The sequence below is a fragment of the Oceanobacillus sojae genome, assembly GCF_900162665.1.
GTDB classification, from domain to species: Bacteria; Bacillota; Bacilli; order Bacillales; family Amphibacillaceae; genus Oceanobacillus; species Oceanobacillus sojae_A.
This window is the reverse complement of the sequence record NZ_LT727812.1, coordinates 530811-555429: the sequence shown is the minus strand read 5'-3', so window position 1 is coordinate 555429 and position 24619 is coordinate 530811. Positions and strand designations below refer to the sequence as shown.

The 24619-nt window shown below is 39.9% G+C and carries 16 protein-coding genes and 1 tRNA gene; 13 read left to right on the top strand and 4 right to left on the bottom strand.

Going from position 1 to position 24619, the window contains the following annotated elements:
- Nucleotide 1 precedes the first annotated feature (1 nt).
- Genes argJ through carB form a run of 4 tightly spaced genes read left to right on the top strand, consistent with a single transcriptional unit; the run spans nt 2 to nt 6449 of the window.
- Nucleotides 2-1222, top strand: coding sequence for a bifunctional ornithine acetyltransferase/N-acetylglutamate synthase (gene argJ, locus BN1068_RS13510; RefSeq protein ID WP_077603374.1), 1221 nt, complete (start codon nt 2-4; stop codon nt 1220-1222).
- A 9-nt stretch (nt 1223-1231) separates the two neighbouring features.
- Nucleotides 1232-2032 carry an acetylglutamate kinase gene (gene argB, locus BN1068_RS13505; RefSeq protein WP_077603373.1) on the top strand — a complete coding sequence of 267 codons (801 nt, stop codon included), beginning with the start codon at nt 1232-1234 and terminating at the stop codon, nt 2030-2032.
- A complete protein-coding gene (locus tag BN1068_RS13500; RefSeq protein WP_077603372.1) occupies nt 2025-3218 on the top strand; it encodes an aspartate aminotransferase family protein in 1194 nt (397 codons plus the stop codon). The genes argB and BN1068_RS13500 overlap by 8 nt, the downstream gene beginning before the upstream one ends.
- Before the next feature lie 3 nt (nt 3219-3221).
- Nucleotides 3222-6449, top strand: coding sequence for a carbamoyl-phosphate synthase (glutamine-hydrolyzing) large subunit (carB, locus tag BN1068_RS13495; RefSeq protein WP_077603371.1), 3228 nt, complete (start codon nt 3222-3224; stop codon nt 6447-6449).
- Nucleotides 6450-6533: 84 nt separating this feature from the next.
- On the opposite strand, the gene BN1068_RS13490 is transcribed toward carB, so the two are convergent.
- Nucleotides 6534-8540 (bottom strand): S9 family peptidase, encoded by a 2007-nt coding sequence (locus BN1068_RS13490; RefSeq protein ID WP_077603370.1) that lies wholly within the window; start codon nt 8538-8540, stop codon nt 6534-6536.
- 164 nt (nt 8541-8704) lie between these two features.
- Nucleotides 8705-9577 (bottom strand): D-amino-acid transaminase, encoded by an 873-nt coding sequence (gene dat / locus BN1068_RS13485; RefSeq protein WP_077603369.1) that lies wholly within the window; start codon nt 9575-9577, stop codon nt 8705-8707.
- 250 nt (nt 9578-9827) lie between these two features.
- Here dat and BN1068_RS13480 point away from each other — a divergent pair.
- The 8 genes from BN1068_RS13480 (at nt 9828) to BN1068_RS13445 (ending at nt 21019) form a co-directional block, all read left to right on the top strand.
- A tRNA-Gly gene (locus BN1068_RS13480) sits at nt 9828-9901 on the top strand.
- A 192-nt stretch (nt 9902-10093) separates the two neighbouring features.
- The gene (locus tag BN1068_RS13475; protein ID WP_077603368.1) at nt 10094-11791 is read left to right on the top strand and encodes an ABC-ATPase domain-containing protein; all 1698 of its coding nucleotides are present in this window, start codon (nt 10094-10096) and stop codon (nt 11789-11791) included.
- A 68-nt stretch (nt 11792-11859) separates the two neighbouring features.
- Nucleotides 11860-12996: a tRNA epoxyqueuosine(34) reductase QueG gene (gene queG, locus BN1068_RS13470; protein WP_077603367.1), complete on the top strand. Its 1137-nt coding sequence runs from the start codon at nt 11860-11862 to the stop codon at nt 12994-12996.
- 99 nt (nt 12997-13095) lie between these two features.
- Entirely contained in the window at nt 13096-13950 is an 855-nt protein-coding gene (locus BN1068_RS13465; protein WP_077603366.1) for an amidase domain-containing protein, read from the top strand.
- 77 nt (nt 13951-14027) lie between these two features.
- Entirely contained in the window at nt 14028-14501 is a 474-nt protein-coding gene (locus BN1068_RS13460) for a tRNA (cytidine(34)-2'-O)-methyltransferase (RefSeq protein WP_077603365.1), read from the top strand.
- A 673-nt stretch (nt 14502-15174) separates the two neighbouring features.
- Nucleotides 15175-18063 carry a 2-oxoglutarate dehydrogenase E1 component gene (locus BN1068_RS13455; RefSeq protein ID WP_139344836.1) on the top strand — a complete coding sequence of 963 codons (2889 nt, stop codon included), beginning with the start codon at nt 15175-15177 and terminating at the stop codon, nt 18061-18063.
- Nucleotides 18050-19309, top strand: coding sequence for a 2-oxoglutarate dehydrogenase complex dihydrolipoyllysine-residue succinyltransferase (odhB, locus tag BN1068_RS13450; RefSeq protein ID WP_077603363.1), 1260 nt, complete (start codon nt 18050-18052; stop codon nt 19307-19309). Before BN1068_RS13455 ends, odhB begins: the two co-directional genes overlap by 14 nt.
- A 522-nt stretch (nt 19310-19831) precedes the next feature.
- On the top strand, nt 19832-21019 hold the full coding sequence (locus tag BN1068_RS13445; protein ID WP_077603362.1) for a NupC/NupG family nucleoside CNT transporter: 1188 nt from the start codon (nt 19832-19834) through the stop codon (nt 21017-21019).
- Between the two features lie 66 nt (nt 21020-21085).
- On the opposite strand, the gene BN1068_RS13440 is transcribed toward BN1068_RS13445, so the two are convergent.
- On the bottom strand, nt 21086-22462 hold the full coding sequence (locus BN1068_RS13440; RefSeq protein ID WP_077603361.1) for an MATE family efflux transporter: 1377 nt from the start codon (nt 22460-22462) through the stop codon (nt 21086-21088).
- A gap of 106 nt (nt 22463-22568) precedes the next feature.
- Between BN1068_RS13440 and BN1068_RS13435 the strand changes: the two genes are divergently transcribed.
- Nucleotides 22569-23654: an undecaprenyldiphospho-muramoylpentapeptide beta-N-acetylglucosaminyltransferase gene (locus tag BN1068_RS13435; RefSeq protein WP_077603360.1), complete on the top strand. Its 1086-nt coding sequence runs from the start codon at nt 22569-22571 to the stop codon at nt 23652-23654.
- Nucleotides 23655-23716: 62 nt separating this feature from the next.
- Here the strand turns inward: BN1068_RS13435 and BN1068_RS13430 are convergent, their stop codons facing one another.
- Nucleotides 23717-24271 (bottom strand): beta-class carbonic anhydrase, encoded by a 555-nt coding sequence (locus tag BN1068_RS13430; RefSeq protein WP_077603359.1) that lies wholly within the window; start codon nt 24269-24271, stop codon nt 23717-23719.
- Nucleotides 24272-24619 lie beyond the last annotated feature (348 nt).

The window sequence follows — 24619 nt, the reverse complement described above, 5'->3', positions numbered from 1 at the left end:
AATGGAACAGACTTTATTAAAACCATTTAAGATTATAGAGAATGCACATATCGATCAGCCGAAGGGGTTTACAGCAGGAGGTATTCATGCCGGACTGCGCAAATCAAAGCTTGATTTTGGCTGGATTTATTCGGAAGTTCCGGCAACTGCTGCAGGTGTTTATACACAGAATACGTTTCAGGCTGCTCCACTTCAGATTACACAGGAGGCATTAAAGCAAACTGCTCAGCTGCAGACAATTATTGTGAATTCAGCGAATGCCAATTCCTATACAGGTGAGCAAGGCTATCAGGACGCTGTTCAAATGCAGCAGCTGACTGCAGAAAAAATAGGGGTTGATCCTTCTCTGGTGGCTGTAGCGTCAACTGGTGTCATTGGTGAGATGCTGCCGATGGATGTGATAAAAGGAGCAATAGCACGGATTAATGAAAATAAAGATGCAGATGCTTTTGAACACGCAATTTTAACGACCGATACGAAAACCAAGCATATTGCTGTTGAGGTTGAAATAGATGGAAAGACGATAACGATTGCAGGAGCTGCCAAAGGATCTGGAATGATTCACCCGAATATGGCTACAATGCTTTCCTTTATTACAACGGATGCCAAGGTGGAAGCAGAGAGTCTCCAGCAGGGATTAAAGCAATCTACTAATCAGACATTTAATCGTATTACAGTGGACGGTGACTGCAGCACGAATGATATGGTGCTGATATTAGCTAACGGAATGCAGAATAATAACACCCTTGATCAAAATCATCCGGAATGGAACAGATTTATGGAGGCATGGCAATTTGTCAGCCGGGAGCTGGCAAAAATGATTGCCAAAGACGGAGAAGGGGCAACAAAGCTTGTAGAAGTAACTGTTGAAGGCGCTGAGACAGAGGAGCAGGCTGCGCAGATGGCTAAGGCTGTGATTGCTTCAAGCCTTGTTAAAACAGCAATTTATGGAGAAGACGCCAATTGGGGCAGAATTGTCAGTGCGCTAGGAGCAAGCGGTGTGCCTTTTGATAAGAACAGTCTATCCATTGCAATTGGCTCTGAGCGTATTATTGAGGATGGCCAATTATTGTCCTTCCATGAACCAAACTGTGTGGAAGAATTGGTCAAGGATACGGTTCAGCTTTTTATCGGGCTTAAGGATGGTTCAGAAAAAGCTACAGCATGGGGCTGTGATTTAACCTATGATTACGTGAAAATCAATGCATCCTATCGGACATGAGGTGTTTTAATGACAAAAGCAGTATTTAAAATAGGCGGAAGTATATTACAGGAGCTGCCGAAATCCTTTTATCAGCTGCTCATTGATTTGAAGGAAAAAGGGATTTGTGATCCTGTGATTGTTCATGGCGGCGGTCCGGAAATCAATCAGGCATTAAAGCAAATGAATATTGAAAGTACCTTTGTTGATGGTCTTCGTGTTACTACAGAAGAAGTATTGGAAGTAGCACAGATGGTTATGAGCGGAACAATCAATAAACGGATTGTCGGTTTATTTCAGGGACAGAATGGAAAAGCAATCGGATTAAGCGGCGTAGACGGCAGGCTGCTGCAGGCTAAACCTATTCATAATGGAAAGCTGGGATTAGTGGGAGAAATCACAAAAGTGGAAACAGCCTGGATTGACATGATACTGAAAGAGGGGGGCATCCCCGTTATTTCTCCGATTGCAGCAGGTGAAGGGGAAAGCCGTTTAAATATTAATGGTGACACAGCAGCCGGAGCTGTAGCAGAGGCATTAGGCTGCAAGCTTGTTCTAATCAGCAATATCCCCGGGGTAATGGAAACAATCAACCAGAAAGAAATTATTCATCATCATTTAACAAAGAATGATGTGGAAGCAATGATAGCTTCGGGAGTAATTTATGGCGGAATGATACCCAAAGTGCGCTCTGCACTGGCAAGTTTAAAGGGGGGCGTAGAAGAATCTGTGATTTTAAACGGCCTGGAGCCTGATAATATTTTAAAATATTTAGATGGTGAAAAGGTAGGAACTATTTTAAGAGAAAAGGAGATTGCAGAACATGTCTAGTACAATGACAACATCAGCATTAATGAAAAACTATCAGCGCCTGCCAATTACTATTTTAAAAGGTAAGGGAAGCTATGTATGGGATGATCAGGGTGTGAAATATCTTGATTATACATCAGGGATTGCTACATGCAGTCTGGGACATGTACCAGATTATGTGCAGGAAAAATTATCAGAGCAATTAGAGAATTTATGGCATGTTTCTAATTTATACCGGATTCCTCAGCAGGAAGCATTGGCTGAGAAATTAGCTTCTTTAAGCTGCTTCGACCAGGCATTCTTTTGTAACAGTGGCGCAGAAGCGAATGAAGCGGCTATCAAATTAGCTAAAAAATATGCAAAAGACCATCAGAAGCCGGAAAGAACAGAAATCGTTACCTTTTCAAATTCCTTTCATGGAAGAACTGGTTCGACAATGGCGGCAACTGCACAGACGAAAATTCATAACGGCTTTACGCCATTAACGCCCGGGTTTACTTATTTACCGTTTAATCAGCAGGAGGCAATTGAGCAAATAGATACCGATAAAACAGCGGGTGTTTTATTGGAGCTTGTGCAGGGAGAAGGCGGGGTTCATCCGGCAGATGTACAGTGGGTAAAAGCTCTATATGCATATTGCAAGGAAGCGGATATTTTGTTTATGGTTGATGAAATCCAGACAGGAATCGGCAGAACCGGATCTCTATTTGCATATGAGCAATATGAAATAGAACCGGATGCAATTACTTTGGCTAAAGGCTTAGGCTCTGGTTTTCCTATTGGAGCATTATTAGCAAAAAATAAAGCGGCAGAAAGTTTTTCTCCTGGAACGCATGGCAGTACCTTTGGCGGAAATCCTTTGGCAGCGACAGCAGGGCTGGCTACACTGGAGCAAATTACAAATGCTGCATTTTTAGAAGATTTACAGGAGAAATGCCTGCTGTTAACAGAAGCGTTAACAAAGCTGGCAGAAACTAATCCATTAATAAAATCTGTTAGAGGAAAGGGATTTCTAATCGGACTGGAAGTTGAAAATAAAGCCGGAGTCTGGGTCGAAAAATTAAGAGAAAAACAGGTTCTTGTTTTAACAGCAGGGGAGCATGTTGTGCGTATTTTACCTCCATTAACAACAGAGAAAGAAGAGTTATTCACTTTTATAGGAGTGATAACGGCTATAGCAGCAGACTTAGAGGAGAAGGGAGAATAATATATGCCTAAACATCCAGGGATTAAGAAAGTGCTTGTTTTAGGATCGGGGCCAATTGTTATCGGGCAGGCAGCGGAGTTTGATTATGCAGGAACACAGGCTTGCCTGGCGTTAAAAGAAGAGGGGCTGGAAGTCGTTCTTATCAATAACAATCCCGCGACCATTATGACAGATGAAGCTATCACAGATCAGGTCTACTTAGAACCATTAGAGGTAGAGGTGGTCGAAAAAATCATTGAAAAAGAAAAGCCGGATGGCTTAATTGGAACCTTGGGTGGGCAAACAGGATTGAATTTATCCATGGAGCTTCATGATAAAGGGATTTTGGAGAAATATAATGTGGAATTACTGGGAACATCTATTGCCTCTATTCAAAAAGGAGAGGACAGAGAAAAGTTCAGAGATTTAATGATTGCCATCAAGGAGCCTATCTCTGAATCGCAAATTGTGACGAATATAGAGGATGGCCTATCTTTCGCTGCGCAAATTGGCTACCCGGTTATTCTCCGTCCAGCCTATACATTAGGCGGGGAAGGCGGAGGATTTGCGAATAACAAAGAAGAATTCTGTGAGCTGTTAGCAAAAGGTCTCCACTTAAGTCCGATACATCAGGTGCTGGTAGAGCGCAGCATTAAAGGCTGGAAAGAGATTGAATATGAAGTCATGCGTGATGAAAGTGACGCCTGCCAAATTATTTGTGATATGGAAAATGTGGATCCGGTCGGGGTTCACACCGGAGATTCAATCGTTGTTGCTCCGGCTCAGACATTAACAGGAGAACAAAGCAAAATACTGCGTGACGCATCTATTAAAATTATTCGTGCATTAGAAGTGATTGGAGGCTGTAATATTCAATTCGCCCTCCATCCGGAAACGAATGAATACTGTATCATTGAGGTAAATCCCCGTGTCAGCCGTTCTTCCGCATTAGCATCTAAAGCAACAGGCTATCCTATTGCAAGAGTAGCAGCAAAATGCGCAGTAGGCTATCATCTGGATGAACTGGTAGATCCGATCAGCGGGGCAACCTATCTTCATTTTACACCTGATTTAGATTATACAGTTGTGAAAATTCCTCGTTTCCCATTTGATAAGTTTTCGGAAGCAGACCGCAGCCTGGGGACACAAATGAAAGCAACAGGCGAGGTGATGTCCTTGGATAAAACCTTCGAGGGAGCATTAAATAAAGCAGTACGATCGCTGGAAATGAATGTCCAATCCCTGCACTGGCCAGCTTTTACAGAAAAATCGGAGGAAGAATTAACCGCACTGCTTGAAGAGCCGAATGATTTGCGTCTCTTTGCAATTGGAGAGGCCTTCCGGCGCCAAATTTCTGTTGCCAGGGTGTCTGAACTGACCTTAATTCAGCCTTATTTCTTAGAGAGGATTGCAGCTATGATAGAGCTGGAAAAAGACTTATCAACAATAGGGTGGAAGGATGTAACAGAAGGATTAATATTACAGGCAAAGCAGTATAATATCAGTGATGTGCGTCTGGCACAGTTATTTGACATTCAGCCGGCAGTTTTGCGTCAATATTATAAAAATCACGATCTTTCTCCTAATTACCGTTTTGTCGATACATGTCCAGGTACATCGGGTAAAAATTCCACTTATTTTTATTCAACCTGGTCAGATTTTAATCAAGTGCATCCCGTGTCTGCTAAAAAGAAAGTACTTGTTATCGGTTCTGGACCAATCCGGATTGGGCAGGGAGTTGAATTTGATTATTGCTCTGTTCATGCCGTGCAGGCTCTGCAGAAAGCCGGCTATGAAGCGGTAATGATCAATAATAACCCGGAAACTGTCAGCACAGACTATACGGTGGCAGATCGTCTTTATTTTGAACCGCTGACGCTTGAAGATGTTTTGCATGTGATGGAAATAGAGCAGATTCAGGGAGTTCTTATCCAGTTTGGCGGGCAGACGGCCATTAATTTAATGGGGCAGTTAACAGAAGCAGGGGTTTCTGTTTTAGGTACTACCCCTGAAAATATGGATAAAATGGAAGACCGCGAACAATTTTATACTTTTTTAGAGCAATTAAATATTGCACATATTCATGGAGAAATTGTGCATGATGCTGAACAGGTAAAGGCAGCAGCTCATCAGCTCGGCTATCCTGTTTTAATCCGTCCATCCTATGTCATTGGCGGTCAGTCCATGTTTGTCTGCTACAATAAAGAGGAGTTAATCAGTAACGTAGAGAGAGTGCAGGCAGATACCTATGACCAGTGCTGGCCATTATTGATGGATTCATATCTGCCGGGATTAGAATGTGAAGTAGATGTAGTGAGTGATGGGGAAAATGTGATTATTCCGGGGGTTTTTGAGCATATCGAAAAAGCAGGAGTTCATTCAGGTGACAGTACGAGCGTATTCCCGTCGATCACATTAACCGATCGGCAAAAGGAACAAGTTTATCAAATCTCGAAAAAAATTGCTGCAGAGCTGCCGATTGTCGGGATGATGAATATCCAGTTTGTCATTTATCAGGAAGAGGTATATGTCCTGGAAGTAAATCCGAGATCCTCCCGTACCGTGCCGGTAGTAAGCAAGGTAACAGGTATTCCGCTTGTTGCTTTAGCAGTAAACGCGCAATTAGGGGAGTCCCTGCAAAACTTTATGAAGGAATTCTCTGCTTATAAAGAGCCGGAGTATTATACAGTCAAAGCACCTGTCTTTTCTAAAAATAAACTAAAAGGCGTCGATCATATTTTAGGACCTGAAATGAAATCAACTGGTGAAGCAATTGGAATGGACGTTACTTTGGAAAAGGCAATTAGAAAAGCAGCCATACCTTCTCAACAAAAGTTGAATAACACAAAAAAGTGGTTTGTATCCATTAGTGATCACCATAAGGAAGAAAGCATCCCGTTTATTCGGGAAATTGCTGAAAAAACAGAAATCATTGCTACGCAGGGAACAAGTGCTTATCTGAAGACAAAACAAATTTCTTCTATAAAAGCGGATCGTGAAATAACAGATCTCAAAAAGCTGTTTTTACAGGATCCGCCGGGATATGTGATTAATATTCCAAGCATCGGAAGGGATAAAGAGCGATTCGGTTTTCAGCTTAGAGAGCTTTGTATTCAATTGAATATCCCTTACTTTACCAGCCTGGAAACGGCAAAGCTTGTCTGGAAGTATCAGCATCTGAAGCAGGAGGATATTCAATCTCTACAGGAATATTTAAAAACAATCGATAAAGTTGACAGTGTCACCTTGTAAATAAACGGAAAAAAGGATTATATCCAAAAACCATAAAGATAGAGGCTGACAGGAGCTGTCGCCTCTATTTTTTCAGGTTCATTATTACAAATATTTTTCAAACCAGCGGCAAATATTTTCTAACCGGGCTACCCGAAGCGCCGGATTACCGCTTCGGCTTAATTCATGGTTAGCATTTGGGAAGCGGACAAATTCGACTTCCTTGTTTAAATGTTTTAAGGTGATAAATAATTGTTCGCCCTGTTCAATCGGACAGCGATAGTCTTTTTCACCATGCAGAATAAGCAGTGGTGTCTCCACGTTTTCTGCGTATTTCAGCGGCGATATATCCCAGAGCTCTGTCGGATCCTCCAGTAAGTTCACGCCATGCTCCCATTTCGTAAAGAAGAAGCCGATGTCACTGACACCGTAGAAGCTCAGCCAATTGGATATAGACCTTTGTGTAACAGCTGCTTTAAAGCGGTTTGTATGGCCGACGATCCAGTTTGTCATAAACCCGCCATAGCTCCCTCCTGTCACACCTAAGCGATTTTCATCAATAAAGGAATACTGTTCCAGGCAATAGTCAACTGCCTCCATCAAATCCTGATAATCTCCTTTACCATAGTTTTCACGCACACCATTGACAAAATCCTGTCCATAGCCATGACTGCCGCGTGGATTCGTATAAAGTACCACATATCCTTCAGCTGCCAGAAGCTGCAGCTCATGGAAGAAGGTTTGTCCATACATAGCATGCGGACCGCCGTGAACCTCCAATACAAAAGGATATTTTTTACCTTCCTGGAAACCGTATGGATGGAGCAGCCAGCCTTGTATTTCTAAACCGTCGCTTGAAGTAAAAGTAATCTCCTCCGGACTGCTTAAAGCTACTTCACTGACAAATTCTTTATTTACATCTGTCAGCTTCTCCAATGTATTATCTGCAGCCAACCTATAAAAATTACCAGGATCTGTCGGATGGCTGACTCCTAATATAAAGCTTTTTGTATCTGGATTATAGGAGAAGCCGAATAGATGACTATGATCACTGTAGCGTGTTTTTAAATTGCCTTCTAAATCTGTTTCATATAAAGAAACGGCACCATTATCTGATCCGACAAAGTAAATGGATTCGTTATCATCAGACCAGACTGGGCCTGTCTCTGAACTGCCGAGACGCATATCTGCAACCATTGTATCCCCTGGCTGGACGCCCCAATCTCTGGACAGGAGCTTTTTTTCTTTACTATCCACATCGTATATGAATAGCTTTGTTAAGGTAGCACCTGCATATTCAAATTCATGTCCATAAGCAACAATTTTTTTATTGTCTCTGGAGAATGCTGCACCGTGATAGCTTCCTTTGCTGTCTGTTAATTTTGTTATTTCCTTTGATTGCAGCTCAAGTAAATACAAATCAGAAACCAGTGAAGAATCGGCGTCCTCCTCCAGATTAGCAGCAAAGATAAGATTTTTGTTATCAGGAGAAACATCGACCAAATGATGATCAGCTTCGTTGTCTGTCAGCTGACGAAAGGTACCTGCTGTTAAATCGTATTGGATAATTTGTGTTTTGGAATCATCATGGAATCCCCGGGCATCTGATTTATACCTCAGACGGTCAACAACGAGCGGCTTCGTCTGTGCTTCTTTTTGCTTTGCCTGTTTTTCTTCTTTGCTTAATTCTTTTAAGGCAGAAATATCATCATCTTTTTCAAGGTAGGAGCAGAATAAAATAGACTTTCCATCCTCTGACCAGATAGGCGAGAAGACACCGTTTGGAAATGTAGTAATTTGTTTCGATTCCCCGCCATCCATATCTGTCAGCCAAATCTGAGCTGCTCCGCTGCGGTTAGAAAGGAAAAAGGCCTTCTCCTTGTTTGGAGAAACACAGAAAGTATGGTTTCGGTGATTTCCTGAAGTCCATTGCTTATGTGAATCATTGGCAAGGTTATGTACATAAACCTGTGATTCATATTCTTTATCTGCGTTCACAGATGTGATGACGTAGCTGTATTTATCTTCTGAAATAAACTGCGGCTCACTAAGAACCTTAATATTCTGAAAATCTGTTGCGGCAATCGCTCTTTTTGCTGTTGATGCAGTCATAATACCCCTCCTGAATTTAAAAAATGTATTTCGTTCTTTCTGTATTTAAGTTTAAACTATTTCGGGTTGCGAATCAATAATAGTTAGCTTCATACCTGTGGTTCACTAAAGTTTATATTTTCTATATAAAAACAGCTGCCTTTAAAAAAGACAGCTGTTTCGCATTATAAATTTTTAATTAATTTATCTGTAATTTTAGCATCCTGTTCATATGCCCTTTGCAGGGTACGGGTAATTTCACCGGGTTCACCATTACCAACGACAACATTATCAAGCTGGATCACAGGCAATACTTCTGATGTACTGCTGGATAAAAACATTTCATCAGCATGCTGGATATCTTCAATATGAAAGGCTTCTTCAATCAGCGGAATATTTTCAGCTTTTAAGAAGCGTTCCACTGCCATCCTCACACAGCCGTGTAAGATATTATTAGTGGCAGGGTGTGTATATACTTTTCCATCTTTTATTAAGTAGATATTGGAAGAGCTGCATTCTGTTACAACGCCATCCCGATGCAGAATAGCTTCATAGCAGTTATTTTCCTTCGCTGTCTGCTTTGCTAGAACATTTGGCAGCAGATTTAAACTTTTGATATAACAGTTTTCCCAGCGGACATCACGCTGAGAGATGGTCTTCACGCCGCTTTCCAATATTTTTTCATTTCGCGGCAGGTCCTGGAGATATGCATAGATATTAGGCGTGACTTCATGTGGGAAGGTATGATCCCGGGGAGCTGAACCACGGGTGATTTGCATATACACTTTTCCGTCATTTTTCATATTATTTTTTTTCATTAATTGATGTAATAGGTCTGTCATCTTTTTTTTATCATATGGAATTTTAATTTTGATGGCTTCGGCAGAACGGTACAGACGATCGACATGTTCTGTCAGGAGATAGTATTCTCCTTTATAAATGCGGATTACCTCATAAATTCCATCACCAAACTGTAATCCTCTTTCTTCGAATGGGTAGCTGAGACTATCCTTATCAACAAACTCTGATTGGGTAAGAATAGTTGAATATACTGACATTTTAAAATTCTCCTCTCCGTGAAGCATAATAATAGTTTATTACGCGACCAGATGATTGTAAATAGATAACAAGATAAACTTCAGCATTTTAGAAGTGTATTCAGCAGTATTTTAAATTATTCTTATTCTATTTGATTTCTAAATATTAATTTTCTATTAATTTTTCATGAAAAAAATTAAATTTATTGTTGATTTTTATCAAATACGTTGCTATAATAAATTTTGTCGTTGAAAAACAAATGAAAATCATGCGGGTGTAGTTTAGTGGTAAAACCTCAGCCTTCCAAGCTGATGATGAGGGTTCGATTCCCTTCACCCGCTCCATACATATGTGATAACGCAGTGTTTCGTACTTAGTCTACGAAGTGTTGCGTTTTTATTTTGTACAAGAATATATAAGATTGAACAAATGCAGGTTTTTCCTAATAAAATATTTGTTTAACTTCATTAAAACATAGTAACCTGTTTATAAAAGAGAAGGCAGTAAAAGAACCAAAACAGATAGGAGGAGCTAGTATGAATCATCTTAAAAATAGTTTATTGCAAATGGACCGGAAAAGTTACAAAGCATATAAGCAAATTGCAGGAAGCTATACGTATCCACGTTATACGCTCCATATTGATTATGTACAAGGAGATCCATTTGCAAGCCCCTCAAGAATAAGAGTGGTAATTCCCGAGCAGGAACGTCACGTGGCGGCTGAATGGCTAAAAACGAAAGCCCGCCGGATTGCAGTGGAGGATGCTTTTGCAAGAGTGATCAGCAAAGCATTGAAGCATAATAAATTTTTTATTAAAGGTTCTGGCAAAAGCGGTATGATTGCTTTTGATGGACCTGGGCAGGAAATATTAGAACGGACAGCTGTAAGTATTACAGAGAAGGAAATAACTGTTTGCTTATCGGTAGGCTTACCTGCTAATGGACGTTCGATTAACGGAAAAGAAGCAGTAAAATTATTTAATGAGGTTATTCCTGCTTTATTAGAGAATTCAGCCTTTCAGATCCTGGACAAAGACATTCAGCAATCTGTACAGCTGGCAGATCAGCAGGAAGCAATTTGGAAAGCGATGAAAGAAAATAAGTGGGTGAGTTTTATTGCCAACAGCTCTATTTTACCAAGGGAAAGCGGCGTAAGTGATCTGCCATCTGAAGGGGCAGTAGCCTTTAAAAGCCCGCCGGAAGATGAAGTGGAATTAGAGCTTCCTCATGGTAAAATAGTAAAAGGAATGGCAGTTAAGCAAGGAGTCACGTTAATTACCGGCGGCGGTTATCACGGGAAAAGTACCTTGCTCCAGGCAATTGAACGAGGTGTTTATCCTCACTGCAAAGGGGATGGACGTGAATTTATCTGTACAGACCCGAGTGCTGTTAAAATAAGAGCAGAAGATGGAAGAGAGATATCGTCAGTAAACATCTCTCCTTTTATTTCCAATCTTCCTCACGGGAAAGACACCACTTCCTTTTCCACAACGAATGCAAGTGGAAGTACGTCACAGGCGGCAAACGTAATGGAGGCATTGGAGATTGGGGCAGAAACCCTGCTTATTGACGAAGATACAAGCGCCACAAATTTTATGATTCGCGACAGCCGTATGCAAAAGCTGATTGATCATAAAAATGAACCAATCACACCTTTTATCCATCGAATCAGACAGCTGGTGAATGAAGCAGATAAATCAGTGATTTTAATAACCGGAGGATCCGGAGATTATTTTGCCGTGGCAGACACAGTTATTTTGATGGAGGAATATAAGCCGAAGAATGTCACATCCAAAGCGAAAGAAATTATAAAGGAAGATCCTATTGCGCATAGTAATGTTGAACCTGCAGATTTCACCAATTTGAAGAACCGGCAGTTATCAGCTTCTACATTTCCCAAACAGGCAGATAGAAGATTTAAAATCCAGGCAAAGGGGCAATTTCAGATTTTATTTGGAAAAGAGCCGATCACCTTTGCTTATACCGAGCAGCTGGTGGACCCGTCACAAACAAGATTGATCGCAGAAATCATTCAATATCTTTACAGGAATGCAGGAAAGAATTTTTCTTCGTTTGAAGCATTAATACAGCATATAGATGATAAAATGGAGCAAGGGTTGGAAAAACTGACTAAAAGCAATGGAAAACATCCAGGAGATCTGGCAAGACCGAGAAAAAATGAAATCGCAGCGGTATTAAATCGGATGCGCACAGGGAAGTTTCTGATGAAATGAGCCAATGTAATCGAAGTAACCAAAGTGGATGGACAGAGATAAATAGTAGATAGAAAGGAGGCGGTATGGTGAAAGTGGATGAACTGAAAAAGGATATTCAAGCATATGCAAAAACCATTGGGATAGACAAAATTGGCTTTACAACAGCAGATATTTTTACTGAAATGAAGGAACGTTTAAGACGGCAGCAAGAGTTAAAATATCAATCCGGTTTTGAAAAAGGAAGCGTGGAAGAAAGAACCGAGCCGAAAAGGCTGCTTCCAGAAGCAAAGTCTATTATTTCCATTGCCGTCGCCTATCCGTCACGCATGGAGAAAACACCGAGAGGAACAAAAGGAGACAGGCGCGGTATTTTTGCTCGTGCTTCCTGGGGGATTGATTATCACACAGCTTTACAGGAACGGTTGGATAAGCTTGGGGAATATATTAAAGAAAGAGTACCTGATGCTGTCATCAAGTCTATGGTAGATACAGGGGAATTAAGCGACCGGGCCGTCGCTGAGCGGGCTGGCGTGGGTTTCAGCGGTAAAAATACATCGATTATTACAAAAGAGTATGGTTCATTTGTTTATTTAGGTGAAATGCTGACTAATATTCCGTTTATTCCTGATGAGAAGATAGAGGATGGCTGCGGAGACTGCACCATTTGCTTAGATGCCTGTCCGACAGGTGCCATTGTTCAGGGCGGGCAGCTGAATGCCCAGCGCTGTATAGCGTTTTTAACACAGACAAAAGATTTTCTGCCGGAGGAATTCCGTAATAAGATCGGAAACCGGTTATACGGATGTGACACCTGTCAGCAGGTTTGCCCTTGGAACAGGGGAAAGGACTCTCATTTTCATAAAGAATTAGAGCCTGATCCGGAGCTGGTTAAACCGAAGCTTAAACCGATGCTCCATTTGTCGAATCGCGAGTTCAAAGAAAAGTTTGGGCATATGTCAGGTTCCTGGAGAGGGAAAAAGCCGATTCAACGTAATGTCATTTTAGCATTGGGCCATTATAAGGAAGCAGCTGCTGAAGAGGATTTAATTGCTGTAATGAAAAATGATCCCAGGCCTGTTATTCGTGGCACAGCTGCATGGTCGCTAGGAAAAATAGGAACCGATGCAGCAAGAGAAGCTCTCTCTAAAGCGTTGGAAAAAGAAGATAATGAACAAGTGCAATATGAAATGGAAAATGCGCTGTCTGCAACGGCGGTAAAGTAAAGAGCGTGTTCAAAAAGAGTTTGCCTCAGGCAGACACGTTGTTTCTATGACCTAATTCGCCTCCTTTATGCATAAGCTTTGACGAGGAGGCGATTTTTAATGGGCGAAATCACAGCGTATTGGCAGGATTTTTTCAGACAAAATAAAGCAGATCAGGATTGGTGGCATAAAAAGAAGACGCTTTGCAAGAAGCGTGAGGCACAGATTTTAAAGATAAGGGGAAAGGGGATTGTTTTAAGCAAACGATCCTACGATACATCCAGAAATACGGGATATGCAGTACACCTGGAATACTTAATGAAACAGGGAGACTTTTTTTATACCGAAGAACAGATCGTCCCTTATCAGCTTTTGAAAAAATCGAATGGAGAGGGGAGGCATCAATACATCGAAAAGCCTCCTGCAGAAAATACCGGCAATCAGCTTCCTGTATTAAAGCAGGAAAATATAAAGCAAAGCAAGCGTCAAATAGAATATAACCGGCTGGAAGCAGTAAAATATGCTGAACGCTGGTGGAACAGCTTCAATCCGGAATATCGCCGTTTTGAAGATGATTGCACGAATTATATCTCCCAATGTCTGCGTGCGGGCGGAGGTCCGATGTGGGGAGAGCCGGTCAGGGAACGCGGCTGGTGGTATGGAAAGGATTCATGGAGCTTCAGCTGGTCTGTGGCGCATTCTTTCAGATGGTATTTAAACGGTTCGGAAAGAGGCATAAGAGGGGTAGAGGTTGAACAGCCGGAAGAATTAAATCCCGGGGATGTAATTTGTTATGATTTTGAAGGTGATGACAGATGGAATCATACAACGATTGTAGTGGCAAAAGACGCTGATAATATGCCGCTCGTCAATGCACATACGAATAATAGCCGTAACCGCTACTGGTCTTACGAGGATTCTGCAGCCTGGACGCCGGAAATTCAATATAAGTTTTTTCGCATTGAGATAAGTTAGTGTATAATATATTTTTGAATAGAGATAGAAATAGAAGCACTTGTTTTTTAGAATTCGCAATTGAAGGAGAATGAATGGTGAGTTTGCACGTTGTATTATTTGAACCGGAAATCCCGGCTAATACGGGGAATATCGGCAGAACATGTTTAGCAACTGGAACGACTTTACATCTTATACATCCGCTTGGTTTTTCAACGGATAGTAAAATGGTCCGCCGCGCCGGGCTGGATTATTGGGAGCATGTCGATGTAAAAGAATATAACTCGATAGAAGATTTGTATAAAACCTATCCAGAAGGAAGTTTTTACTATATAGAAAACTTTGGCACAAAATATTACACAGATTTTGATTTTTCACCTGTAGATACAGATCAATTTTTTGTGTTTGGAAAAGAATCCACAGGAATCCCGCGTGAACTGCTGACAGGTAAAGAAGATAGATGCCTGCGGATTCACATGAATGACGAGGTTCGTTCATTAAACCTTTCCAATACAGCTTCCATTATAATCTATGAAGCATTAAGACAGCAGGGGTTTCCAAAATTACATTAAAAAAGATGTCTCCACTTAATTGGAGGCATCTTTTTTAATTATAAACAAATCTTAAAGGCTTTATACTGGTTCTCAAGTACGCTGGTCTTCTTTTGGTACACCTGGTTTTGATTCGTAGCCGGCTGTGAAGCAGGAAACGAGGAATGTAACAATAACACCCATGAGTAATGCTAATTTCATAATATGATTCCTCCTTTTATGTAGTGATGGTACCCAATTTTACATTAAAAAGAAAAGCGGTATATTTTATTTGGAAATATGGATACGCTTTTTTTTCATTCTGCAGAACCATTGATTTCCCGGCAGAATGAAGTTTTATTTAATAATTTGTCCTTATTATAACGGAAAAATCACATATTGTGAACTATTCCTATATTTATTTATGTAGAGAAGCAATTCTGTCCTTATTGTCATTAACCGGTTAAAAAATAAATGATTTTTCATACATAAAAATCACTTGAACAATTATAAAGAAAAGTCTGAAAAATAAGCAGGAAAGATGTATTTTTTCAGATTCATGGAGAATGTCGAATTATCCCAATAAATCGGTTCCGATTCCTTGTAACCTCACTAAAAATCATGTATATTAGTTGATGTAAAGAAATCAATCTTATTACAAATAATTTGAACCGTTTTCATGAACGGATTAGTTAATTCAATGGGGGTATCAGTCGTGCCAGGAAATGAAGAGTCTGCGGAAAGATTTTGGGGACAGTTTCACGGACAAAATGCGGGGTATTTGGAACAGCAATATGAATTGTACAAAGAAGATCCGGAGCAAGTTGAATCTTCTATAAAATCATTGTTTGATACACATGGAGCGCCTGCCTGGATGACAGGGGAAGAAGTAATCAGCCCTATCAGTAATGAACAGACGCCTTTTAATGCTGGTGTATCAGAAAATCTTGATGTGACGAAATTAACCTCAGCAATCAAACTTGTTGAGGCTATTCGACGTTACGGTCATACAGATGCTGACATCTATTCGGTCGGTGGATATAAAAGTGCTCCTTCCCAAATGTTAAGCTTAAAGCATTATGGTTTGACAGAAGAGGATTTAAAAAACATCCCGGCATCCTGGATCTGGGAACGGGAAAAAGAAGGAGTCAAAACAGGCTTAGACGTTATTAACCTGATGAAGAAATATTATACAGGTACGATCACGTTTGAATATGATCATGTAAATAATGATGACGAACGTACCTGGCTCTTTGATTTAATTGAAGAAGGTAATGCTAGATTTGATCCTGACCAGGAAGAGAGAAAGGATATTCTGAGACGTTTATCTGAAGTAGAAGGTTTTGAAAAATTCCTTCATAAAACATTTGTCGGTCAAAAGCGCTTTTCTATCGAAGGCCTTGAATCTATGATTCCAATGATTGACTTTCTCGTAAAATATGCAAATGAAGATAATATTGAACATGTGATGATGGGAATGGCTCACCGCGGCCGTTTGGCTGTACTTGCGAATGTATTGAAAAAACCGTATGATAAGATTTTTTCCGAGTTTAACTACACAAGAGATAAGGAATTAATGCCGTCAGAAGGTTCAAAAGCAATTAACTATGGGTGGACTGGAGACGTAAAGTATCATTTCGGAGCAGAAAAAGAAGTTATACATGGAAGTAAAGTAAATACTAAAATAACACTTGCTCATAATCCATCGCATCTTGAATTTGTAAATCCGGTTGTAGAAGGATTTGCAAGAGCAGCACAGGATGAACGGGAAGTAAGCGGTTATCCTGCCAGAGATATTAACAAATCGATGCCGCTGGTAATTCATGGAGATGCCGCTTTTATCGGAGAAGGCGTGGTTGCTGAAACCCTTAATCTCAGCGGTTTGCCGGGATATACAACTGGCGGAACCGTACACCTTATCGCTAATAACCAGCTTGGTTACACAACAGATCGTGTAGACGGACGCTCGACACGCTATGCAAGTGACTTGGCAAAAGGCTTTGAAATCCCAATTATCCGCGTAAGTGCAGATGATCCGATTTCTTGTATTTCCGCTATTAAAATAGCTTGCGAGTATCGAAAAAAATTCCATAAAGACGTTTTAATTGATTTAGTAGGTTACCGCCGTTATGGACATAACGAAATGGATGAACCAAGAACAACACAGCCTCAATTATACAGTGAAATTGATAATCATCCATCGGTAGCAACGCTATTCGCACGTGCGATGGAAGAAAGAAAATTATTGGAATCAGGGGAATTTGACGAAATTAAAAATGAGATTGAAACAAGACTTTCTGATATTTATAAAGGAATGACAGAAAGTGAAATTGGTGAACCTCAGCCGAAGTCAATGCCGGAAGTACTTTCTAATAGATTAGACCAATTTGAAACAGCAGTAGATTTAGAGACTTTACAGAAAATAAATGAAGAGCTCCTGGAGCGCCCGGAAGGCTTTAAAGGATTTAAGAAGACAGAAAGAATCCTGCAGCGCAGAAAAGATGCACTGAAAGAAGGCAATAAAGCTGACTGGGGCACAGGAGAAGCTTTAGCATTTGCATCCATATTAAAAGACGGCACTCCAATCCGGTTGACAGGTCAGGATACAGAGCGTGGAACCTTTGCTCATCGTCATGTTGTCCTTCATGATGTGGAAACAGGTGAAAAATATAGTCCGATGCACGGATTATCTAATGTGAAAGCATCCTTCGATGTCCGGAACAGTCCATTATCAGAAGCTGCAGTTTTAGGCTTTGAATATGGCTATAGTGTCTATTCGCCAAATACCCTAGTTATTTGGGAAGCGCAATTTGGTGATTTTGCTAATGCCGGTCAGGTTATTATTGATCAATTTATTGCTTCGGCAAGAGCAAAGTGGAACGAAAAATCAAATATGGTGCTGTTACTTCCTCATGGTTATGAGGGACAGGGGCCAGAACATTCAAGTGCACGTTTAGAACGTTACTTGCAGATGGCTGCGGAAAATAACTGGATTGTAGCTAATGTGACTTCATCTGCACAGTTATTCCATCTTCTTCGCCGTCAGGCAGCGATGCGTTCCCGTCCAGAGGCGCGTCCATTGATTTTGATGACACCGAAAAGCAGTCTGATTAGAGATTATAAGATGGCTTCCAGTGCCGAAGAGTTTACGAGCGGCGGATTTAAAACATTACGTGAACAGCCATATTTTGATACGGATCCTGAGAAAGCAACTCGTCTATTATTAGGCAGCGGGAAAATTATGATTGATATTGAAGGGGAAATGGAAGAAGCAGAAGAAGCTTGCGATTGGATTCGTTCTTTGCGTGTAGAGCAAATCTATCCATTCCCGAAAAAAGCGATTCAGGAAGAAATCAAAAAACTTCCTCATTTAAAAGAAATTGTCTGGGTACAGGAAGAACCAAAAAATATGGGATCATGGGACTTTGTAGACGACTATTTAAGAGAACTTCTTGAAGATGACCAGAAATTACATGTTATCAGCAGACCGAAGCGTGCAGCACCGGCTGGAGGTATTCCTACTGTGCATAAAACAGCTCATAAATATATTATTGACCAAGCATTAAGCGAATTTGAAGGAGGAAAATCAAGTGCAGGAAATTAAGATACCTGAATTAGCGGAATCCATCACAGAAGGAACAATAGCAGAATGGCTTGTAAAAGAGGGCGATAAAGTAGAAAAGGGCGATGCTATTGTCGAGTTAGAGACAGATAAAGTAAATGTGGAAGTAAACTCAGAATTTACAGGTGTTGTTACTGAAATCATCAGCGCGGAAGGAGAAGATGTTTCTGTAGGTGATACCATCGGGAAGCTGGATGAAAATGGAGAAGCAGGGGCATCTTCTGGTAATGAAGAAAGTAAAAAAGAAGAGGAAGCTCCTAAAGAAGAGCCTAAAAAAGAATCTGCCGGAGAAAGTAAGCAGGAAGCTGCACCTGAGCAAAATAATGGTAATGTCATTGCTTCACCTGCAGCAAGAAAGCGTGCACGTGAATTGGGTATTGATTTAAGTGAAGTACAGACCCGTGATCCTCTGGGCAGAGTTCGTCCGGAAGATGTTACTGCACATAATAATGCACCTAAAAATGAGTCTGCACCATCCAAGCCGGCGAAAAAAGAAGAGCCTAAATCAGAGAAAACCGAGTTTGATAAACCGGTAGAACGCGTTAAAATGACCCGCCGCCGTCAAACGATTGCTAAAAATCTTGTAGAGGTACAGCATAATACAGCAATGTTAACAACATTTAATGAAGTTGACATGACTTCTGTTATGGAGCTTCGTAAGCAACGGAAAGATAAATTCTTAGAAAAGAATGGCGTGAAGCTTGGGTTTATGTCCTTCTTTGCAAAAGCTGTGGTTGGAGCACTCAAAGAATTCCCGCTTCTTAATGCAGAAATTCAAGGCAATGAATTGGTTATTAAGAAATTCTATGATATTGGTATTGCTGTTTCCACAGATGATGGTCTTGTTGTTCCGGTTGTTCGTGACGCAGATCGGAAGGACTTCGCAGGAATTGAACAGGATATCGTTGATTTGGGTAAAAAAGCACGTGATAATAAATTATCCTTAAATGATCTGCAAGGTGGATCTTTCACAATTACAAATGGCGGTACATTCGGCTCCATGATGTCTACGCCAATTTTAAATGCACCGCAGGTAGGTATTTTGGGAATGCATAATATCATTAAACGTCCGATCGCAATGCCGGATGATTCGATTGAAGTACGTCCAATGATGTATATTGCATTATCCTATGACCACCGTATTGTTGATGGTAAAGAAGCAGTACAATTCCTTGTTCGAATTAAACAGATGCTTGAAGATCCGTATGATTTATTGCTGGAAGGTTAAAAAAAGAACAAGCCTTGATACGAGTATATTAGCTCGTATCAAGGCTTTTTTTGAATAAGAAAGAGCTCTTACCTTGGGGGTGCGATTACCAATGTTGTCAGGTTATGGCTCGAACGTCCAGCAACGAGCGCAGCTTCTTGCGGCTTAGGAAATCATAAAGAAGCCAAAATGGTTCCAGATTCTGATCGGTGCAGAAAATTCGATATTGTATTTTCTGAAGCTATTAGGAAATATTAAATATGATTTAATTAATATGACATAAAAAGCGTTTTCATCCTAAATATTACAATTTATTTCTAATTTTTTTAATTATTAATTCTCTTTTCCAAGCATTGAAATTATTTTCAATTACTAATATGATAGTAATTGAATGGGAGCTCTTAATTAAATAGTTACATTTATTTATTTAGGGATTGCAATGTTTTTGTATTATTTTAATATGTAGAATTGAAATTTTTTCTGTGAATTTTTTTGTTATATATGATAAAGCGTTTACAGGAAAAATGTGGAGGAGGCGGTAATATGGACATTTTGTTGGGAATTTTGGCAGTTATCATTACACTCGGCTTAGCGTTTTTAATGTCGAATGATAAGAAAAGAATTAACTTCTACGCCATTGGTATTATGTTAGTTATACAATTACTTATTACATGGTTTATGTTTTCCACGCCCATTGGTGAAAACATTATCAGATGGATTTCAAACCTGTTCAATAAGTTGATTGAATTTGGACAAGAAGGAATTGGATTTGTATTAGGCGGATTTGAATTGGCAGAGGGCGGCGTGTTCTTCTTCAATGTGCTTCTCTTAATAATCTTTTTTGCAACAATACTCTCCGTTCTTACTTATTTAAAGATTCTTCCAATCATTATTAAGTATATTGGAGCTGTTATTTCCAAAATAACAGGATTACCTCGAATTGAATCATTTAACGGTGTAAATAGTGTTTTCTTCGGTCAATCTGAGGCTTTGATTGCAATACGCTCGCAATTTCACCATTTAAATGAAAATCGTTTATTTATTGTCTGTGCCTCGGCAATGAGTTCCGTATCAGCTTCTATCGTTGGATCGTATATTCAAATGCTGCCTCCAGAATATGTTTTGGTTGCTTTGCCGTTGAATATGTTCAGCTGCCTGATGATTGCTTCAATCATTGCTCCTGTAAACGTTCCAAAGGAAGAAGACAAAGTGGATATTTCAGACGTCAGTCAGGATAAAAGTATTTTTGAAGCAATGGGAAATGGTGCATTAGAAGGTGGAAAAATTGCATTGATTGTTGCTGCAATGTTAATTGCTTTTATCGCCTCATTAGAACTGGTTAACTGGATTATACAAGCTATTTTCGCAGGAATTACCCTGCAGGAAATTCTTGGTTATATTATTTCTCCTCTAGGTATACTAATGGGGATTGCGCCAGGCGAGGTTGTCCAAGCTGGATCGATTATGGGTACAAAAATTGTAACAAACGAATTTGTAGCAATGTTAGAATTACAACCATTGCTGGATCAACTATCTGAAAAAACAGTTGGTATCGTAACAGTATTCTTAACAAGCTTTGCCAATTTCTCTTCTATCGGTATTATCGCAGGTACGGTAAAAGGGATTGATAATGCAAAAGCTGTCATTGTTTCTAAATTTGGAATGAAGCTTTTAGCTGGGTCCATGCTGGTATCTATTCTTTCAGCAACCATCGTTGGACTATTCTTGTAGAAATAACATCAAAGCACCATGAATCAATCAAGATGATTCATGGTGCTTTTTATAATCCTTATAAAGCTACATTATCAGGCTGCGCTTTGCCTGATAAGCTTGTTTTACTTTACGCTGAATATATAATAAACGGAAAAGCAGAGCAATCGCACCTGCGCTTAAACCGGCAATAATTCCAATCCAGTAGCCAAAGGCAGCAAAATTAGTATAGTTTGCAAATAAATATCCTACCGGCAAACCGATGAGCCAATAAGAAACCAATGCAAGAATTAATGTCACATTAACATCCTTATATCCTCTTAGAGCCCCTTGGATTGGAGCTCCAATTGCATCCGCAAGCTGATAAAAAATCGCAAAAAGAATAAATTGCTTCGTCAATGTAATGACTTCCGGATTTGTATGATACAGCCGAGCAACAGCTCCGTCAAATACAAATAGAATAATACCGGTAAATACAGCGATGAGTATCCCGCCGGTAATCCCCAGATATGTGTAAGAACGGGCATCCCGGAAGCGTCTGGCTCCTATTTCAAACCCGACAGCAATAGTAAGTGCCATGCCGACACTTAATGGCAGCATATATAATAATCCGGCAAAATTCATGGCTGCCTGATGGGCTGCAATGGTATTTGTATCATAGACACTCATCATAATGGTGACAGCAGAAAAAATACTTGTTTCAAAAAACATGGCAAGTCCGATGGGCAAGCCGATTTTTAATTGACTGAGCCAATAGGAAATCTGTGGTTTAAAACGGATCCGAAAGATTTGATAAGACTTAAAAGGAGCAACTCTATGTATCATATATAAAGAAATGATACTGACGATCCAATAGGTAATACTTGTTGCGATACCTGCTCCAATACCGCCAAATTCCGGTATCCCCAGCTTGCCAAAAATAAAAATATAATTTAGGAGTGCATTAATCGGCAGGGAAATTAAGATAATAATCATGGAAGCTCTTGTCTGCCCAAGCCCATCCATAAAGCTTCGGACCGTGTGAAAAATAAATAATGGCATAATGCCTGTAGCGAGAAAAACTAAATAATATTTTGCTACATGTTGTACATCCGGCTCCAGACTCATCAGATGTAAAATAGGATCTAAAGCAAAAAAGCCTGCAATGAGAATAACACAGGATAAGCCGATGGACAGGTAAATACCCTGCTGAATAACCTGTGGAATATCTTTTTTCTCCTTGGCACCGATAAGCTGGGCAATGATGGGTGTTATGGCGAGAACAATACCATTTACTGCTGTTAAAACAGGTATCCAAAGGCTGGAACCGATCGCAACTCCCGCTAAATCAACGGAACCGGCACGCCCTGACATTACAGTATCAAAAAAATTCATCAGATTCATGCTGACCTGTGTTATCAGGATTGGCAGCATAATAATAATAAAAAGCTTTATTTTTTGTCTTCGGTTTGCTGTTTCATACATAGTTAATCTTTCCTAACATTTCGTAATTCGGTTTTTTAGTTAAATTAATAGGTGCATTGGTAATTATACGCTGATATAATAATTTGGGAAAGGATGAATTAATTCCATGGAAAAAAGAAATAAAAAACGTATTATATTTACTGGCGGCGGGACTGCCGGTCATGTCATTGTTAATTTAGCACTTATACCATATTATCAGGAACAGGGCTATCAAGTAGATTATATCGGATCGTATGAAGGAATTGAAAGAAACTTGATCGAAAAGCTGGACGGGGTGACATATCATCCGATATCCACAGGAAAATTGCGCCGCTATATGTCCAAAGAAAACTTTAAAGATCCATTTAAAGTCTTAAAAGGAACGATGCAGGCTTTTCGCATTTTAGGAAAAAGAAAAAAGCCATCCGTTGTTTTTTCTAAAGGCGGTTTTGTATCTGTGCCGGTTGTTGCAGCCGCAAAATTAAGAGGGATCCCTTCTGTTATTCACGAATCAGATTTCACACCGGGCCTGGCGAATAAGCTTTCCATACCATTTACAAAAAAAGTACTGGCAACATTTCCTGAAACAATGAAATATCTTCCGGAAAAGAAAGCTTCTTATGTTGGAGCAGTTATCCGTGATGAATTATTTACAGGAAATAAAAGGGCAGGATTAGCATTTGCACAGCTTGCTGGAGAAAAGCCTGTACTATTGATTATGGGGGGGAGCGGCGGAGCTGAGAAAATTAATGAAACGATCCGTGAAGCATTGGATGAATTACTGAAAACCTTTGAAATTATTCATATTTGTGGCAGCGGGAAAGTAGATTCATCTCTTCAGGTACCAGGATATGCGCAATTTGAATATGTGCATGAAGAATTAAAGGATATTTTTGCAGCAACGGACTTTGTTGTATCCCGTGCCGGCTCCAATGCCATTTTTGAATTTTTGGCTTTACGGAAACCGATGCTGTTAATTCCGCTTTCTCGCGGAGCAAGCAGAGGGGATCAGATTATTAATGCAAATTCCTTTAAGGAAAAAAACTATGCTAAGGTCCTTGAAGAAGAAACATTAACAACTGAAAAGCTTATCCAGGAAACAGCTGCTCTGAAAAAAGCTGCTCCAATCATGCTGGATGAAATGAAAAAATATAAAAGTGAAGAATCAAGAAATAAAGTAATTGAAATTATTGAATCCGTTCAAAAAAAATAAGAAGGCTGTAATTTGAAAGAAAGGAAGGACCTAAGCTGGTATGCCAGGACCCTTCCTTTCTTTTAGTCTTCTCTTGTAACAATATCTAATTTTCCTGTTTCCGGGTCAATAACAAGGCCGTGAACTTTTATTTCTTTTGGCAGCAGCGGATGATTACGGATAATCCCCACGCTTTGGGTCACAGAATCCTCGATTTTTTCAAAGCCATGGAACTCTTTGTGAAGATTAATACCAGAGTGCTCCAGGGTATGTAACGTTTCCTCCGGTATTCCGCGATCCACCATAGACTGCTGTAATGCTTCTATATCCACATTAGACATCCCGCAGCCGTGATGGCCGATAACTACTACTTCCTCTGCCTTTAAACTGTAAATTGCTACCAGTAAGCTTTTCATAATACTATCAAATGGTTTCCGGATAATGGCTCCGGCATTTTTCACCATTTTCACATCGCCGTTACGAATATTCAATGCTCTGGGAAGCAGTTCTACTAAGCGGGTATCCATACATGTGAAAATAACCATTCGTTTATTTGGGAACTTGTCCGTCGTATATTCTTCATAGCCTTTACTATCTACAAATTTTTCGTTGAATTCTAAAAGTTGATCTAAATTCATTTACTTCATCTCCCTTAATTTAAAATAATAGCATGGATTATAAAATATGAAAATAAAAAAAGTAATTGACTTACGATTTGGAAAAATATATAATGATAGGGCATTCAATTTTCAAATAAATGAGAAAAGGAGGATAACACAAAATGAATAACCTACAGCGTCAAATCAATCAGATGAATCAATCTAACCAAATAAAACAGAATATGATTTTGTGGCCTCCAAAAACAAAAGGGTGCTCTTTCTTCTAAATTTCCAGGGAGAAACGTGTATACATGGCCGCAAGTTTCCATGTGGCCGGCTGATAAGAGGATAAATAGGTTTTTTATAAGCATATGCCGACAAATGGTA